At 67.2% G+C, this 15,723-nt stretch carries 13 protein-coding genes and 1 tRNA gene; 6 read left to right on the plus strand and 8 right to left on the minus strand.

What is annotated here, in order from left to right; all coding sequences use genetic code 11:
- Positions 1-9: 9 nt before the first annotated feature.
- Positions 10-1,470: an ABC transporter permease subunit gene (locus HV742_RS09305; RefSeq protein ID WP_175144866.1), complete on the plus strand. Its 1,461-nt coding sequence runs from the start codon at positions 10-12 to the stop codon at positions 1,468-1,470.
- Between the two features lie 40 nt (positions 1,471-1,510).
- A complete protein-coding gene (locus HV742_RS09310) occupies positions 1,511-3,694 on the plus strand; it encodes a TonB-dependent receptor (protein WP_175144867.1) in 2,184 nt (727 codons plus the stop codon).
- 33 nt (positions 3,695-3,727) lie between these two features.
- Here HV742_RS09310 and HV742_RS09315 read toward each other — a convergent pair whose 3' ends face one another.
- The 5 genes from HV742_RS09315 to HV742_RS09335 form a co-directional block, all read right to left on the minus strand.
- The gene (locus HV742_RS09315; RefSeq protein WP_175144868.1) at positions 3,728-4,927 is read right to left on the minus strand and encodes an MFS transporter; all 1,200 of its coding nucleotides are present in this window, start codon (positions 4,925-4,927) and stop codon (positions 3,728-3,730) included.
- A 196-nt stretch (positions 4,928-5,123) separates the two neighbouring features.
- Positions 5,124-5,411, minus strand: coding sequence for a HipA domain-containing protein (locus tag HV742_RS09320; RefSeq protein ID WP_156524566.1), 288 nt, complete (start codon positions 5,409-5,411; stop codon positions 5,124-5,126).
- Between the two features lie 111 nt (positions 5,412-5,522).
- Positions 5,523-5,780 (minus strand): type II toxin-antitoxin system Y4mF family antitoxin, encoded by a 258-nt coding sequence (locus HV742_RS09325; RefSeq protein WP_175144869.1) that lies wholly within the window; start codon positions 5,778-5,780, stop codon positions 5,523-5,525.
- 249 nt (positions 5,781-6,029) lie between these two features.
- Positions 6,030-7,919, minus strand: a complete 1,890-nt coding sequence (gene htpG / locus HV742_RS09330) for a molecular chaperone HtpG (RefSeq protein ID WP_063587946.1) — start codon at positions 7,917-7,919, stop codon at positions 6,030-6,032.
- Between the two features lie 295 nt (positions 7,920-8,214).
- On the minus strand, positions 8,215-9,600 hold the full coding sequence (locus tag HV742_RS09335) for a DKNYY domain-containing protein (protein WP_254601020.1): 1,386 nt from the start codon (positions 9,598-9,600) through the stop codon (positions 8,215-8,217).
- Positions 9,601-9,774: 174 nt separating this feature from the next.
- Between HV742_RS09335 and HV742_RS09340 the strand changes: the two genes are divergently transcribed.
- Positions 9,775-11,166 carry a nucleobase:cation symporter-2 family protein gene (locus tag HV742_RS09340; protein ID WP_059272667.1) on the plus strand — a complete coding sequence of 464 codons (1,392 nt, stop codon included), beginning with the start codon at positions 9,775-9,777 and terminating at the stop codon, positions 11,164-11,166.
- Between the two features lie 118 nt (positions 11,167-11,284).
- Positions 11,285-11,369: transfer RNA gene (locus HV742_RS09345), tRNA-Leu, on the plus strand.
- 233 nt (positions 11,370-11,602) lie between these two features.
- Here the strand turns inward: HV742_RS09345 and HV742_RS09350 are convergent.
- Entirely contained in the window at positions 11,603-11,926 is a 324-nt protein-coding gene (locus HV742_RS09350) for a YXWGXW repeat-containing protein (RefSeq protein ID WP_049076479.1), read from the minus strand.
- Between the two features lie 293 nt (positions 11,927-12,219).
- Here HV742_RS09350 and HV742_RS09355 point away from each other — a divergent pair, with 293 nt between their 5' ends.
- Positions 12,220-13,236: an amino acid ABC transporter substrate-binding protein gene (locus tag HV742_RS09355; protein WP_059272682.1), complete on the plus strand. Its 1,017-nt coding sequence runs from the start codon at positions 12,220-12,222 to the stop codon at positions 13,234-13,236.
- A 197-nt stretch (positions 13,237-13,433) separates the two neighbouring features.
- Positions 13,434-13,715, plus strand: a complete 282-nt coding sequence (locus HV742_RS09360; protein ID WP_006385706.1) for a peptidylprolyl isomerase — start codon at positions 13,434-13,436, stop codon at positions 13,713-13,715.
- Between the two features lie 229 nt (positions 13,716-13,944).
- Here the strand turns inward: HV742_RS09360 and HV742_RS09365 are convergent, their stop codons facing one another.
- On the minus strand, positions 13,945-14,715 hold the full coding sequence (locus HV742_RS09365; RefSeq protein WP_175144871.1) for an ATP-binding cassette domain-containing protein: 771 nt from the start codon (positions 14,713-14,715) through the stop codon (positions 13,945-13,947).
- A 45-nt stretch (positions 14,716-14,760) separates the two neighbouring features.
- Positions 14,761-15,720, minus strand: a complete 960-nt coding sequence (locus HV742_RS09370; protein WP_054414631.1) for a sugar ABC transporter substrate-binding protein — start codon at positions 15,718-15,720, stop codon at positions 14,761-14,763.
- Positions 15,721-15,723 lie beyond the last annotated feature (3 nt).

A 15,723-nucleotide genomic window follows, 5' to 3' on the forward strand; every position in this document is an offset into this window, starting at 1 on the left:
AGACCCCTGGTGCACGATACGCAATTTCGCCGCTTCGGGATGGTCCTGCGGCACGAACTCCGCCTGCTGACGCGCGAGCGCGCGCTGTGGCTGTGCGGCCTGCTGTTCCTGCTGCTGGTGGGCTATGCCGTCTTCAACGGCCTGCTGCAGACCTCGCTGCGCGACGAGGCCCAGGCCGCGCTGGCGCGCGCCGATGCGCAGAACCGCGCCAGCCAGCTGGACCAGCTGCAGCGCATCATGGACGGCAGCGAAACCCCGACGCCATTCGGCAACCCGGCCAGCCCCGCCAACATGGGCGGCGGCCTGGGCGCGCACTACGCCATCATGCCCAGCGTGCCGCTGGCCCCCGTGGCGCTGGGCCAGACCGACCTGTTCCCTTCGCAGTTCAAGGTGACCTACGACAGCAAGGTCAACTTCATCCACAACAACGACATCGAAAATCCCTGGCACTTGCTGAGCGGACACTTTGACCTGGCGTTCGTGGTGGTCTACCTGCTGCCGCTGCTGATCTTCGCGCTCGGTCACAACCTGCTGTCCGGCGAAAAAGAAGACGGCACGCTGCGCCTGCTGCTGTCGCAGCCGCTGTCGCTGCTGACGCTGGTCAGCGGCAAGATCGTCCTGCGCGCGGCGGTGCTGCTCGGCGCGGCCGTCCTGCTGCCGGTGGTGGCGCTGCTGATCGCCCGCCCCCAGGCCTTGCAGGCCGCCAGCGCCACGCTGTGGTGGGCGCTGCTGGTGGGCGCCTACGCGCTGTTCTGGTTCGCGGCCGTGGTGGCGGTCAATGCCTTCGGCAAGTCCTCGGCCGCCAACGCCATGATCCTGATGGTCGGCTGGGTCCTGCTGGTGCTGGTGGTGCCGGTGATCCTGAACCTGGTGGCGGCCTATGCCAGTCCGGCGCCGTCGCGCGCCGAGCTGGCCACCCGCACCCGCGTGGCCACGGCGCTGGCCATGCGCGACAACGCCGCCCTGCTGTCGACCGACTATGGGCACATGGATAAACCCGACGCGCTGATCCCGCGCGACGGCCACCTGGAAATCACCGGCCGCCCACTGGGCCATGCGCGGGTCGAGCGCCAGGTGGACGCGGCGATGCAACCCGAGCTGGATCGCTTCGACGCGCAGATGGCGCGCCAGCAGGCGCTGGTCGCCCGGTACAGCGTGCTGTCGCCGGCGGCGGTGGCCTATGAAGGCATCACCGCGCTGGCGGGCACGGGGCAGCGCCGCCACGCGCACTTCATGCGCCAGATCGATGCCTATCACCGGGCCTGGAAGGATTTCTTCCTGCCCCGCATCGAGGCCAGCCGCGCCATCACGCCCGAGGACTTCCCCGGCATGCCGGTTTTCCAGTGGCAGGAAGAGGACCCCGCCGCCGTCCGCGGCCGTGCCCTGCGCGCGCTGCTGCAGCTGCTGGCGCCCGCCGCGCTGCTGCTGGCGCTGGCCGGCTGGCGCCTGCGCCGCTATCGCGTGGTCTAGACACAGGTTTTTCACCCCCATCGAGTTTCGGGAAAGCGTCATGAGAAGAGTCGTATCCACCGCCGCGCTCGCGGCTTGCACCGCCGTGCCCAACGTCCAGGCCCAAGAGGCCCAGGCGCGCGAGGCCGAACTGCCCAGCATCCGCGTGGAGGCCGCCAGCGACGCGGACAGCCTGCATCTGGACAGCCGCAGCAGCAGCGCCTCGCGCCTGGGCCTGACCCTGCGCGAAACGCCCGCCTCGGTCGAGATCGTGTCGCAGCAGGCCATGCGCGAACGCGGCGCCGCCACCCTCAGCGAAGCGCTGCGCGGCGCCACCGGGCTGGCCGGCGGCGGCCCGCCGTCCTCGCCCACCACGTTGACCTCGCGCGGCTTCACCGACATCCTGTATCTGTACGACGGCCTGCGCATGTCGGGCGCCGGTTCGACCAACCGGGTCGAGGACACCTGGAACTACGAACGCATCGAGGTCCTGAAAGGCCCGGCCTCGGTGCTGCAGGGCGACAGCGCCATCGGCGGCATCGTCAACTTCCAGACCAAGCGCCCCGACCGCGACAACCCCTCGCGCGAAGCGATGTTCTCGTATGGCAGCTATGGCAGCACGCGCACCGGCATCGGCCTGGGCGACAATTTCGGCGAGACCGGCGCCTACCGCATCGACTACAGCCACAACGACAGCCGCGTCGGCACCATCGCCCGCAACAGCAACAAGCTGGACCACCTGACCACCGGCGTGGCTTTTGACGTCGCGCCCGCCACCCGCCTGGACCTGTCGTTCGACTACTCGCGCGACACCGGCCATGCCTATTGGGGCACGCCGCTAATTCCGCGCGAACTGGCCAAGGACCCCACCGGCGTGGTCAGCACGCACGATGGCCGCGTCCTGGACCGCGCGCTGGCCGGCAAGAACTACAACGTGCTCGACGATCGCAACGAGGCCGAAGCCTATTGGGTGCGGGCACGGGTCACCCACCAGCTGACGCCATCGTGGACGCTGCGCAATGAGCTGGCAATGAACAAGGTCGACCGGCTGTGGAAGAACTCGGAGTCGGCCACCTTCAGTGCGCCCGGCTCGATCAACCGCGACCAGACCATCATCACGCACCACCAGCGCTACCTGATCGACCGCTTCGACGCGACCCACAACGGCACCCTCGGCGGCCTGTCGAACAAGTTCGTCATCGGCGGGGAACTCAGCAAGACCAGCCTGGACAGCGAACGGCGCTTCTCGAACCGGGCCGCCAGCACCGCCGACGCCCTGCGCGTGTCGCTGTGGAACCCGGACGTGGGCTACTACAACGACGACCCCGCCCTGATGAGCGGCGCCGGCAACCGCACCGACTACACCACCGACGTGCGCGGCGCCGCGCTGTTCCTGGAAGACTCGCTCAAGCTGACCGATCGCTGGACCGTGGTGGGCGGCTACCGCTACGACCGCATCCGCGTCGAGCGCAGCATCACCGACCTGAACGCCGGCACCCACACCGCCTTCGGCACCCGCTACGGCGCCAACTCCATGCGCCTGGGCACGGTGTATGACCTGACGCCGGCGTCCTCGGTCTATGCGCAATACACCAACGCCACCATCCCGGTGGGCTCGCTGTTCCTGCTGTCGCAGTCCAACGCCTCGTTCCCGCTGGCCAAGGGAGAACAATGGGAGGCCGGCTTCAAGCAGAGCCTGGGCGACGTCGAATGGACCGCGGCGGTCTATCACATCAAACTGGAGAACGTGCTGACGCGCGACGCCAACGACCCGCGCGTGACGGTCAACAACGGCCGCCAGTCTTCGCGCGGCGTGGAACTGTCGGCCGACTGGCGCATCACACCGCAACTGACCCTGTCAGGCAACGTCGCCGCGCTGAACGCACGCTTCGATTCACTGACCGAGGCCGACGGCACCTCGCGCGTGGGCAACACCCCGCCCAACGTGCCCGAGCGAGTCGCCAACCTGTACGCCACCTACCGCTTGAAGGAGGTGCCGATGGACCTGTTCGTCGGCCTGAACCACACCGGCAAGATCTACACCGACAACGCCAATCAGATCCGCATCAACAGCCACACCACGGTGGACGCGGCGATCAGCTACCGCATCCGGCCGGCGCTGATCACCTTCCGCGTGCGCAACCTGACCGACAAGCTCTATGCCTACTACGGCGGCCGCGCCACCAGCCAGGTGCTGCTGGCGCCGGGGCGCACTTACGAGCTGGGCGCGACGTTCGAGTTCTGACGGGACGAACCGCGATGTCGCCCCGCTTCACGCTCAGCAGCCCTGCACCGCCAGCTTGCGCTGGCGCTGGTTGGCGGCGCGCTGCCACAGCACCAGCACAAGGCCCGCCGCGGCGATGATTGCGCCCGCAATCGGCACCGCGGCATAGCCCATCCCGGCCGAGATCACGCCGCCACCGGCGGCCGCGCCCACCGCATTGCCCAGGTTGAACGCGCCCACGTTCACCGACGAGGCCAGGCCGGGCGCGTCGGTGGCGGCGCGCATCACGCGCATCTGCAGGGGCGGCACCACGGCGAAGGTGCCGAAGCCGAAGATCAACAGGCCGATCGCGGCGCCCACCGGGGTCTGCGCCAGCCACGGGAAGGCCAGCAGATCGGCGATCACCAGCACCAGGAAGGCGATCAGGCTGCCATCCAGCGAGCGGTCAGCGAAGCGGCCGCCGGCGGTGTTGCCGACGGTGAAGCCGATGCCGATCAGCACCAGCATCGCGGTCACGAAGTGGGGCGACGCGCCGGTCAGTTCGGCCAGCGTCGGCGCCACGTAGGTGTACAGCGTGAACATCGCGCCCGCGCCCAGCACGGTGGTCAACAGCGCCACCAGCACCACCGGGGTCTTGAGCACCGCCAGTTCGTGACGGATGTCCGGGCGCCGCCCGGCTTCGCCCGCCGGCAGCGCGAACCACAGTGACAGCATCGCCACCAGGCCGAGCACCGAGGTCGCGGCGAACGACATGCGCCAGCCGATCACCTGGCCCAGCCAGGTCGCCGCCGGCACGCCGCCGACGTTGGCGATGGTCAGCCCCAGGAACATGGTTGCCACCGCGCTGGCCTGCTTGTGGCGCGGCACCACGCTGGCGGCCACCAGCGAGCCCAGGCCGAAGAAGGCGCCATGGTTCAGACTGGTCACCAGACGCGCCAGCAGCAGCGTGGTGTAGTTGGGCGACAGCGCCGACAGCAGGTTGCCGAGCGTGAAGATCGCCATCAGCACAATCAACGCCTTGCGGCGCGACCAGCGCGACAGCGCCAGCGTCATCAGCGGCGCGCCGACCATCACGCCGATCGCATACGCGCTGATCAGCATGCCGGCGCTGGGGATGGATACCCCCACGCCGTCGGCGATCACGGGCAGCAGGCCCATGGGCGAGAATTCGGTGACGCCGATGCCGAAGGCGCCGACGGCCAATGCCAGCAAGGGCGGGCCGGCTTTCACCGGCGGGGTTTCATGGGAGGACATACGGGTTCCTTGGTTGGATGCGCCGACCAGGGAATCCAGAGGCGTCGCGGCAAAGGCCGGGCGCATGGGGCGCGTCTGATCGGAAGACAGGCGGCCAGTATGACGGGTATACCCTTACGGAAAAAGCGACTAAACGGGGAAAGACTTTTGACCTGGAGTCATGAATGACGTGGGGGTTTCCAGGAGGCGGACAGGATCAGCCCGGCAATTCCCAGCGCTTGGCGAGCTTGCGGGTATTGGCCCGGATCCACTGGCCCAGACGCTCGATCAGCGTGCTTTCCGTCCCCGCCGTGGCCTGCCGCGCCAGGTCGGCCTGCACCGTTTCCAGCGCCGGCGGCAGTGCCGTCACCAGCGCCTGCGCCACGCCAGCCACATAGCGGGGACTGAAGCCCAGCTCCCGGGCCATGGCATCCAGGTGTCCGCGGCCGATGTGGCCGGGCCTGGACTCGCCCCCCACGGTGAACGCGAAATTGCGCGATGGCATGCGCCGCGGGCCATCCCAGCCAGCCATCGTCATAGACGAAACGCAGGGGCCGTTCGTCGAACAGGCGGCCGACGTTGCGATCCGCCTGGTAAAGATCGAGCGCGTCGACGGTCATGGCCGGCCCACGCGCTTGGGACCAACCCGCACTTCCAGGCCCAGCAGGTCCAGCATGTCGAGCACCTTCTGCAACTGCAGCGTCGGCTTGCCCCGCTCCAGGTCCACCACGAAGCGATTGCCGGTGCCGGACAAGCCGGCCAGGTCTGTTTGCAGCAACCCTTGCGCGCGGCGCACCTCCTTCACCAGTTCACCGAGTTCGGCAGAGGTGTGGATGACGATGGCCGCCGCATCGGCGGAAGGTGGCGAGGGCATGGGACTCTCCGAATTACCGTACGGGAAGTCTAGGCGAACATGCCGGAGCTATACAAATAAAATTACCGATCGGTAATTTTATTTGAGAAACCCTCGCGCTTTGCCCGAAAAATTACCGATCAGGAATATTACGGCGCCTTCCCCCGGGCAGCGGCCTGTCCCGCGCCTGCCGAAACCTTGATCTCCCGTCCTGGCCAATGAAAAAGGCGCCCTCGCGGGCGCCCTTTTCCTGCCTTCGTACCGCCGCGCTTATTTCAGCAGCAACGCATTCAGCCGCTTCACAAACGCCGCCGGGTCGGCGATCTGCGCGCCTTCGGCCAGCAGGGCCTGATCGAGCAGCAGGCGGGCCCACTGGTCGAACTCGCCGTCGTCGGCGGCGCGGATGCGGGCCAGCAGCGGGTGTTCCGGGTTGATCTCCAGCACCGGCTTGACGTTGGGCGCTTCCTGGCCGGCGGCCTTCAGCATGCGCAGCAGGTGCGGGCTGAGTTCGTTCTGGCCCACCACCACGCACGCCGGCGAATCCACCAGGCGCAGCGTGACGCGCACTTCCTTGACCTGGTCTTCCAGGGTCTTCTGCAGGCGCTCGACCAGCGGCTTGAAGTCCTCGGCCACTTCGGCCTGGTGCTTCTTTTCTTCCTCGTCGGCCAGCTCGGCCAGGTCGAGGCCGCCCTTGGCCACCGAGACCAGCGACTTGCCGTCGAACTCACGCAGGTACGACAGCATCCATTCGTCGACGCGGTCGGACAGCAGCAGCACCTCGATGCCCTTCTTGCGGAAGATCTCAAGGTGCGGGCTGTTGCTGGCGGCGGCGAAGGTGTCGGCCGTGACGTAGTAGATCTTGTCCTGGCCTTCCTTCATGCGGCCCACGTAGTCGGCGAACGACACGGTCTGGGCCTGGTCGCCGGTGTGGGTCGAGGCAAAGCGCATCAGCTTGGCGATGCGTTCCAGGTTGGCGTGGTCTTCGCCCGCGCCTTCCTTGAGCACCTGGCCGAATTCCGACCAGAACGTGGCGTAGTCTTCCGGCTTGTTCTCGGCCAGGTCTTCCAGCAGCGACAGGATGCGCTTGGCCGAACCTTCGCGGATGGCGCGCACGTCGCGGCTTTCCTGCAGGATCTCGCGCGACACGTTCAGCGGCAGGTCGGCCGAGTCGATCACGCCGCGCACGAAGCGCAGGTACGACGGCAGCAGCTGGTCGGCGTCGTCCATGATGAAGACACGCTTGACGTACAGCTTGACGCCGCGGCGGCCGTCGCGGTCCCACAGGTCCATCGGCGCGTGCTTGGGCACGTACAGCAGCTGGGTGTATTCGCTGCGGCCTTCGACGCGGTTGTGGGTCCAGGCGAGCGGGTCGTCGTAGTCGTGCGACACCGTCTTGTAGAACTCGCGGTACTGCTCCTCGGTCACATCCGCCTTGTTGCGGGCCCACAGCGCGTTGGCCTGGTTGACCGTTTCGAGTTCGTCCTTCTTGACCTGCTCGCCCTTTTCCGAATCCCACTCTTCCTTGGCCATGCGGATCGGCAGCGAGATGTGGTCGGAGTAGCGGCGCAGGATCTCGCGCAGCTTCCAGCCGTTGAGCAGCTCGTCTTCGTCGGCGCGCAGGTGCAGCGTGACGTCGGTGCCGCGCGTGGCCTTGTCGGCGGCGGCGATGGTGAATTCGCCCTGGCCGTCGGACTCCCAGCGGATGGCGTCGGTGGCGCCGGCGCGGCGGCTGACCACCGTGACCTTGTCGGCCACGATGAACGAGGAATAGAAGCCCACGCCGAACTGGCCGATCAGTTGCGCATCCTTCTGCTTGTCGCCGGTCAGCTGCGAGAAGAACTCGCGCGTGCCGGAACGGGCGATGGTGCCCAGGTTGGCCACGGCCTCTTCGCGCGACAGGCCGATGCCGTTGTCGGAGATGGTGATCGTGCGCGCATCCTTGTCATAGCTGACGGTGATGGCCAGCTCGCCATCGCCTTCCAGTAGCGCCGGGTTGTCGATGGCCTCGAAGCGCAGCTTGTCGCAGGCGTCGGATGCGTTCGACACCAGCTCGCGCAGGAAGATTTCCTTGTTGCTGTACAGCGAATGGATCATCAGGTGCAGCAGTTGCTTCACCTCGGCCTGGAATCCCAGGGTTTCGGACGTGGCGTTCTGGCTCATCGTTGTATGAAAAGTCGGAAAATTAGGGACAAAAGGAAGCCGGATCGCGGGGCACATGGCCCAGGCGTTTTCCGGGAAACCCTGTTGTGATGGGGGCCATCTGAAATATTTCAAGGCCCGGAGGGATGCGGCGGCCATCCTGGCGCCTGCCCGGCGCGCGGTGACGGCCGACCGGCGCGGAGTCGTCCGGCGGGAAAACGGGCGAAAGCGGCCAAAGCGCGCTCGGCCCGGCACCAAGGCCACGGCTCCCGCCCCGCCGCGCGCGTGCAAACAAACCCAGACCGCCGCCCCGGCCTCAATCAAAAAGGGACCAGATGCCGCTGCGATAACGCGTCTTGGCCTCCAGCACCGCGTCGGATTCGGGCGCCGCCAGCTTGCCGCCGCGCACCAGCTTGCGGATGTCATCCGCCTTGATCTGCCGGGTCTCCTGGGAGCGCAGCAGGAAATCCGCCGCGGCCGGATCCAGGATGCGATAGATCGGGCTGTGAATCAGTTGGGTCGCCCCCAGTTCGTCCAGGTAATAGAGCGCGTCACCATTGCGCCAGACCGAACCGAAGCCGTGATAGACATCGCCCAGCTTGGCCCATGGCCCCGTGGGCGCATCCTTGAGCCGCAGAATCAGGGTGGACCTGGACAGCAGGCCGCCGCCCCCGCGCGAGCGGTTCCAGACTTCCTTGCTCTGGAAGAACAGCACCTGGCGGCCGTCCCGGAACACGTAGGGCGACAGCGCCGTGAAGCCGCCCGCCGCGAACGGATCGTCGCCGGCCCGCTCCACCGCGCGCTTCTCGCTGTTGTAGAAATAGACGCCGTCCTTGCTGGCGAACAGCGCATGGAGCACATGGCCGCCGGCCTCGTCCAGCAAGCGGTACGGCGCATGCGCCGGGTCGAAGGCCAGCGCGCCCAGGTACACCATGCCGTCGCGCGGATCGAACAGATAGGGCTGGTTGTGGAGATTGCCGACCATGAAGGTGTAGAGCGCCGGATCGTCCGACAGCGGCAGCGGCGTCTCGCGGTAATAGACCCGGCGGCCATCGGCAAAGAAGTCGTTGCCCGGCCGCGTCTCGCCGCGCTGAATCGCGGCGATGCGACGCAACCGCGCCGGATCCGCCTGCGGCATTGCGCGGCCTTCGTAAAAGACGTGGGCGCCGTCGGTGGCCAACTGGCGATCAAGCAGCGGCCGGTAGGGTTGCGCGCTAGCCGGCAGGGCCAGGAACGGATACAGGTAGGTCTGCGGCTTGTCGCCCTTGCCGGCGCGGTACAGGATCCGCTGCCAGAGTTCATCCAGCCGGCCCAGTTCGAGATTGCGCTCGGAGGCGAAGTCGCAAAAGTAGGTGGCCGAGCCGTCGCTGAAATAGCTGTTGCCCAGATAGCGCGTCAATGCGGGCCGCATGCCCGGCAGCACCAGGTTGCCGCAATACACGTGGCGGCCGTCACGCGCCGCCTGCCGGCCGTCGTAGCGGCCCGTGTCGAAGGTCTCGAAACCCGCCGGGTCCGCCTCGCGCATCCGGTAATAGCCGTTGCTGGGCACGGCCGCGTAGACCTCGCCCTGGTAGCGCTTGTAGATACTGCTGCCGTAGGACTCGCCATGGTCGATCGCGGCGAAATCGTCGCCACTGTCATCGATCAGCCAGACCAGCAGCATCATCGGCAGGATGGCCGTCAACAAGACCAGGACGATCACGATTCCTCGGGTGCGCTTGTGCATCGATTCCCGGGCCGGCGGCCCCTGGTTGGCGGACCAAGATTCTATCAAGCCCCCTGCCGCCGCCCCGGGCAGACGCGCTGCGCCCGAGGGCCTTCCCCGCTAAAATGCCGCACTTTCCTCCCCTACCCCCTCCCCGGCCGGCTCCCTGCCATGCAACCCGCCTCCCTGACCCAACCTGCCTCCCACGGCGCGTCCGACGACGCCGAACCCCGCCACGACCTGGTCTACGGCCCCGACGACCGTCCCGCCGCCCCCGTCGCCTTCGTCGCCGCCCTGCAGCACCTGCTGGCCATCCTGGTCCCCATCGTCACCCCCGGCCTGCTGATCTGCCAGGCCCTGGGCGTGAGCAGCCGCGACACCACCCTGATCGTGTCCATGTCGCTGGTCATCTCCGGCATCGCCACCTACGTGCAGTGCAAGCGCTTCGGTCCGCTGGGCGCGGGGCTGCTGATCGTGCAAGGCACCAGCTTCAACTTCGTCGGCCCGCTGATCGCCGGCGGTTCGGTCATGGTCAAGCAGGGCACGCCGGTCGAGGCCGTCATGGCCGCGATCTTCGGCGTCGTCATCGCCGGCTCCTTCGTCGAAATGGGCATCAGCCGCATCCTGCCCTTCGTCAAGCGCCTGATCACCCCGCTGGTCACCGGCATCGTCGTGCTGCTGATCGGCCTGACGCTGATCAAGGTCGGCCTCATCAGCATGGGCGGCGGTTTCGGCGCCATGGCCAGCGGCACCTTCGCCAGCGCCGAGAACCTGACGCTGTCGGGCCTGGTGCTGGGCACCATCATCCTGCTGAACCGCGTGCCGGTGGTGTGGATCCGCAGCACCGCGCTGGTGCTGGCGCTGGCCGTCGGCTACATCGCCGCCGCCTACATGGGCCGCCTGGACTTCACCGGCGCGCGCGAAGCCGCGCTGTTCCAGGTGCCGATGCCGCTGCACTTCGGCCTGGGCTTCTCGTGGGCGCTGTTCGTGCCGATGCTGATCATCTACCTGGTCACCTCGCTCGAAGCCATCGGCGACGTCACCGCCACCAGCAAGGTGTCCAAGCAGCCGGTCGAAGGCCCGCTGTGGATGCAGCGCATCAAGGGCGGCGTGCTGGTCAACGGCGCCAACTCGCTGCTGGCCGGCGTCTTCAACACCTTCCCCAGCTCGGTCTTCGCCCAGAACAACGGCGTCATCCAGCTGACCGGCATCGCCAGCCGCCACGTCGGCGTGTGGATCGCCGGCATGCTGATCCTGCTGGGCCTGTTCCCCGCCGTCGCCGGCGTGCTGCAGGCCGTGCCCGAACCCGTGCTGGGCGGCGCCGCCATGGTCATGTTTGGCGCCGTGGCCGCCTCGGGCATCAACATCCTGGCGGGCATCCACCTGGACCGCCGCGCCCTGCTGATCATCGCCGTGTCGCTGGCCCTGGGCCTGGGCGTGTCGCAGGTGCCGGAAATCCTGTCGCACCTGCCGCACGCCGTGAAAAGCGTGCTGGAATCGGGCGTGGCCACCGGCGGCATCTGCGCGCTGGTCATGAACTGGTTCCTGCCGGAAAAGAAGTAAGCACGCGGGCCGGCGCGCCCCGCGCCGGCCCCTTGCCTGACAATTTTCCCCAGACCGCATATAATCGCGGTCTTCGCTTTACCCGCGACCGTCGCCTGGACGGCTCCGCGACCAGCCTGCCCGGGTGGTGAAATTGGTAGACGCAGGGGACTCAAAATCCCCCGCCGCAAGGCGTGCCGGTTCGATTCCGGCCCCGGGCACCAGATTGAAAAAGCCGCTCCTGCAACGCAGAGCGGCTTTTTGTTTGCGCGGCGTTATGCGTGCGCGGTGTCCTTGCCCTTGGCGACGGCCGTGAGCGATACGCCCAATGCATCCATGACCCGGCGCAGCGTCAGGTAGCTTGGGTTGGCGGCCGGCGCGCCGCCGCAAGAGATCACGATCCGCGTGCAACCCCTCTCAGCCTGAGCGTGATCATTGCTTCACGCCTAGCGCAATCTCAATACCGCCCCCAGCGCCCCTCGTAATACACCCAATGCCCATGCCGCTGGCGCCACTCGGGACGGTGATACACATAGCCCGGCCGCGCCGGCAGCCAGGCGCCCTCGATCCAGGCATGGCGGCCGCCGACCCATTCCCAATGGCCCGGCGCCCACACATAGCCCACGCGCGGCGGCGGCACGACTTCCACCCGGGGCGGCGGCGGCGCCACGTCGATGCTGATGGCCACGCCGGCCTGCGCGACGCCGGGCACGGCGAGCGCCCCCAGGGACAGGACCGCCGCGGCACCCGCGGTCATGGCGGCTTTGACTAGACTCTTCATGATGCATCTCCCTCGCAATCGCGTCCGCCGATGCGGACGCGGTGAGGGCAGTGTGCGCGGAAGGAATTATCGAAATGGTTACGCGCCGGGGGCAGGCGGTTTCAGTGGATTTCCGCAGTGGCGCTCCTCATGCCGGCGGTCCTCGCTGGCGCCATCCGGCCCCGTAAATTCCGCCCAGTGGATTTAACGGGAATTCCCTGATTCTCCGCCCCAGGCCCGGCCGATACCATTCGCCGCATTTCCGCCTCCCGGCGGACATAGACCCATAAGTTGCGCGCCCGCGCGGAGACACCATGAAAGCACTGACTACCGTCGCGGCAGGCGCCGCGCTCCTTCTCTCTTCGTGGGGCGCCAGCGCGGGCGCGACGTTCGAGAACGTCAAGAACAAAGGCTTCGTGCAGTGCGGCGTGTCCACCGGCGTGGCCGGCTTCTCGGTCAATGACAGCAAGGGCGGCTGGACCGGCCTGGACGTGGACCTGTGCCGCGCGTTGGCCGTGACCATGTTCGGCGATGCTTCCAAGTCCAAGATCATGGCCGTCAGCGCGGTGCAGCGCTTCACCGCCCTGCAATCCGGCGAAGTCGACGTCCTGCCGCGCAACACCACCCTGGTCATGACGCGCGACACCACGCTGGGCCTGATCGGCGTGGGCGTGAACTACTACGACAGCCAGGGCATCATGGTGAACAAGTCGCTGAACGTGAAAAGCGCCAAGGAGCTGGACGGCGCCACCGTCTGCGTGCAGCCCGGCACCACCACCGAACTGAATCTGTCCGACTGGTTCCGCTCGCAGAACATCGCCTTCAAGCCGGTGGTGGTCGAGCGCATGGATGAAATCGTCCGCGCCTTCGCGGTGGGCCGCTGCGACGCCTTCACCGGCGACAAGTCGCAACTGGCCGCGGCCCGCACCAATCTCGAAAACCCCGAGAAATACGACATCCTGCCGGAGAACTTCTCCAAGGAACCGCTGGGCCCCATGGTGCGCCAGGGCGACGAGCAATGGTTCAACGTGGTCCGCTGGACCCTGTTCGCGATGCTGGAGGCCGAGGAATACGGCGTCACCTCGAAGAACGTGGACGAGATGCTCAAGAGCACCAACCCCAACGTGCAGCGTCTGCTGGGCGTGACGCCGGGCATGGGCAAGAACCTGGGCGTGGACGACAAGTGGGCCTACAACGTCATCAAGCAGATCGGCAATTACGGCGAGAGCTTCGAGAAGAATCTGGGGGCCGGCAGCCCGCTGAAGCTGGCGCGGGGGTTGAACGCGTCGTATCGGAATGGCGGGTTGATGTATGGGTGGCCGGTGCGGTAAGACGGCTCTCCGACAGGACGAACGGGCGCGCAGAGCGCCCGTTTTCTTGTGCGCCCTGCTGCCATCCATTCCAAGATGTAAGCACAGCCCACCAAGCGCCGGCCGCGTCCTGAACCCCGTTTATGATGGCGTCGTAGCGAGTCCGCCCAAATGCGTTACTCTCCCCACCCCAATCATTCCCCCGCAAGGAGCCCAACATGGCACAAGCCTCCGCCCGCCACATCCTGGTTTCGACCGAAGCCAAGGCCAACGAACTGAAGACGGCCATCGAGAACGGCGCCGACTTCGCCCAGCTGGCCAAGGAAAACTCGAGCTGCCCGTCCAGCCGCGACGGCGGCAACCTGGGCACGTTCGGCCCGGGCCAGATGGTCAAGGAATTCGACACCGTGGTGTTCAGCGCCCCGGTCGGCGAAGTCCAGGGCCCGGTGAAGACCCAGTTCGGTTATCACCTGGTCGAAGTGACCAGCCGCAAGGACTGAGTCCTCGTCGCGTCAGGTCAAGGGACCGTCGCCGGCGCAACGCCGGTGGCGGTTTTTTTTCGTCCAGCATCATGGGCAAGGCGCGCGGCATCGGCAACGAGACACGCCGCTACCATGCGGAATCCGTGAGGCGGTCCACAAAGCTCTCGCCCGACCTTGTCCGTTCTCTGATCGCGGCCATGTCGCACTTCTGCCCGCTCGCGGCAGCACGCCGTGGGTACCCCGGCCCTCAAGCCTTGCCCGTCATCACCATGTGCGCCAGCGCGTCGGCGTCCAGGCCCGCCACGTCGCGCTCCACGACCTTGACGCCGCTTTTCAGAATCGCAACGCGGTCGGCCAGGGCGACCACGTCCGCCATGTTGTGGCTGATCAGGATGACGGTGCGCCCTTCCTCGCGCAGCTTGCGCACCAGGTTCAGGACCAGCGCGGTTTCCTTGACGCCGAGCGCGGCGGTGGGCTCATCCATGATGACGACGCGCGCATCCCAGCGCAGCGCCCGCGCGATGGCCACGGCCTGGCGCTGGCCACCCGACATGCGTTCGACCGGGCGGTCCATGTCGTCGATCGGCACCGACAGGCGTTGCAGGTAGCCGCGCGCCTCCTGCGCCATGCGGCGCTTGTCGAGCACGCGCAGCGGACCGATGCGGCGCACCAGTTCGGCGCCCATGAAGACGTTTTCCCAGATCGACAGGCGCGGCGCCAGCGCCAGGTCCTGGTAGATGGTGGCGATGCCCTGCGCCAGCGCGTCATGCGGCGAGCCGAACACCACCGCCTTGCCATCCAGGCTCAATTCGCCGCCCGTGGGCGCCTGGGCGCCCGAGATGATACGGATCAGCGTGGACTTGCCCGCGCCGTTGTCGCCGCAGATGGCCATGACGCGGCCCGCCGGCACCTCCAGGTCGACGCCCTTCAGGGCCTCGACGGCACCGTAGGACTTGCGGACTTGGCGAAGCGATAGCGCGGCGGGCGGAGCGGCGGTCATGGTGGCGGAAGCGGACATGAATGATGCGGCGGCGGGCGGCGCGGCACGCCGCCTGCCGTGGGCCTATTTGGCGGGAGTCAGGAATTTCTGCACGTTGCTGGCATCGACCAGCACCGAGTCCATGAACAGGTAGGGGCCGGACGCGATCTTGTCCTTGGGTTCCTTCTTGACGACGATGCGGTCAATCGCGTCGACGGCGGTGACGCCCAACTGCTCGAACGGAATCATCATGGTGGCGGTGATGAGGCTGTTGGGATCGGCGATGCGGCGATAGGTCTCCGGGCCGCCGTCGACCGACACCAGCGTGATGTCGCCCTTCTTCATGCCTTGCGCCTGCAGCAGGTCGTCAATCACGTAGGCCTGGCCGTCGAACGAGGCCCAGACGCCCTTGAACTGCCCCTGGTTGCGCAGGAACAGCGCCTGCATGCCGTTGCGCACGTCGTCGCGCCAGCTTTGCGTGCGCGCCATGCTGAACTTGGCCAGGTCCTTGACGGCGGTGTTTTCCGACAGCACCGCATCGAGCATCTTGCCGCGGATGCGGGTGCCCGAATTGCCGTCGAAGCGGGCCGACAGGATGTTGCCCTGGTAGCCCATCTTGCCCAGCAGGTACAGCACCGATTGCGCGCCGGTGGCGTATTCATTGACCTCGACGTCGAACAGCATGTGCGGGCTGGCGCCGGACATGACGCCGACGACGGCGATGCCTTTTTCCTTGGCGGCCTGCAACTGGGCGTCGGTCTCGACCGGCTTGCCCATGGCGATGACGATGGCGTCGACCTTCTTGTTGACCAGCGTGTCGAGCTGCTCGGCCAGCTTGGGCAGCGAGCCTTCGGCGTTCAACTGCGTCACGGTCCAGCCCTTGGCGCGGGCGGCCTCGGCGGCGGCGTTGGCGGCGCGCGCATGGGTTTCCGAGGACATCTGGAAGGCCACCACGCCGACGTCGAAGGCGTGCGCGGCGCTGGCCGCCAGCGCCTGCGCGGCAAACGCGCCCAGCAGCAACGTGCGCTTGATGAATCGGTTCATGCT

The sequence above is a fragment of the Achromobacter ruhlandii genome (genome assembly GCF_902859695.1).
GTDB classification, from domain to species: domain Bacteria; phylum Pseudomonadota; class Gammaproteobacteria; order Burkholderiales; family Burkholderiaceae_B; genus Achromobacter; species Achromobacter ruhlandii.

Excerpts from the sequence above, each read along its gene's own strand:
- HV742_RS09310 (WP_175144867.1), top strand. The coding sequence starts at position 1,511 with ATGAGAAGAGTCGTATCCACCGCCGCGCTCGCGGCTTGCACCGCCGTG.
- HV742_RS09315 (WP_175144868.1), bottom strand. The coding sequence starts at position 4,927 with ATGTCCTCCCATGAAACCCCGCCGGTGAAAGCCGGCCCGCCCTTGCTG.
- HV742_RS09320 (WP_156524566.1), bottom strand. The coding sequence starts at position 5,411 with ATGCCATCGCGCAATTTCGCGTTCACCGTGGGGGGCGAGTCCAGGCCC.
- HV742_RS09325 (WP_175144869.1), bottom strand. The coding sequence starts at position 5,780 with ATGCCCTCGCCACCTTCCGCCGATGCGGCGGCCATCGTCATCCACACC.
- htpG (WP_063587946.1), bottom strand. The coding sequence starts at position 7,919 with ATGAGCCAGAACGCCACGTCCGAAACCCTGGGATTCCAGGCCGAGGTG.
- HV742_RS09340 (WP_059272667.1), top strand. The coding sequence starts at position 9,775 with ATGCAACCCGCCTCCCTGACCCAACCTGCCTCCCACGGCGCGTCCGAC.
- HV742_RS09350 (WP_049076479.1), bottom strand. The coding sequence starts at position 11,926 with ATGAAGAGTCTAGTCAAAGCCGCCATGACCGCGGGTGCCGCGGCGGTC.
- HV742_RS09355 (WP_059272682.1), top strand. The coding sequence starts at position 12,220 with ATGAAAGCACTGACTACCGTCGCGGCAGGCGCCGCGCTCCTTCTCTCT.
- HV742_RS09360 (WP_006385706.1), top strand. The coding sequence starts at position 13,434 with ATGGCACAAGCCTCCGCCCGCCACATCCTGGTTTCGACCGAAGCCAAG.
- HV742_RS09365 (WP_175144871.1), bottom strand. The coding sequence starts at position 14,715 with ATGTCCGCTTCCGCCACCATGACCGCCGCTCCGCCCGCCGCGCTATCG.
- HV742_RS09370 (WP_054414631.1), bottom strand. The coding sequence starts at position 15,720 with ATGAACCGATTCATCAAGCGCACGTTGCTGCTGGGCGCGTTTGCCGCG.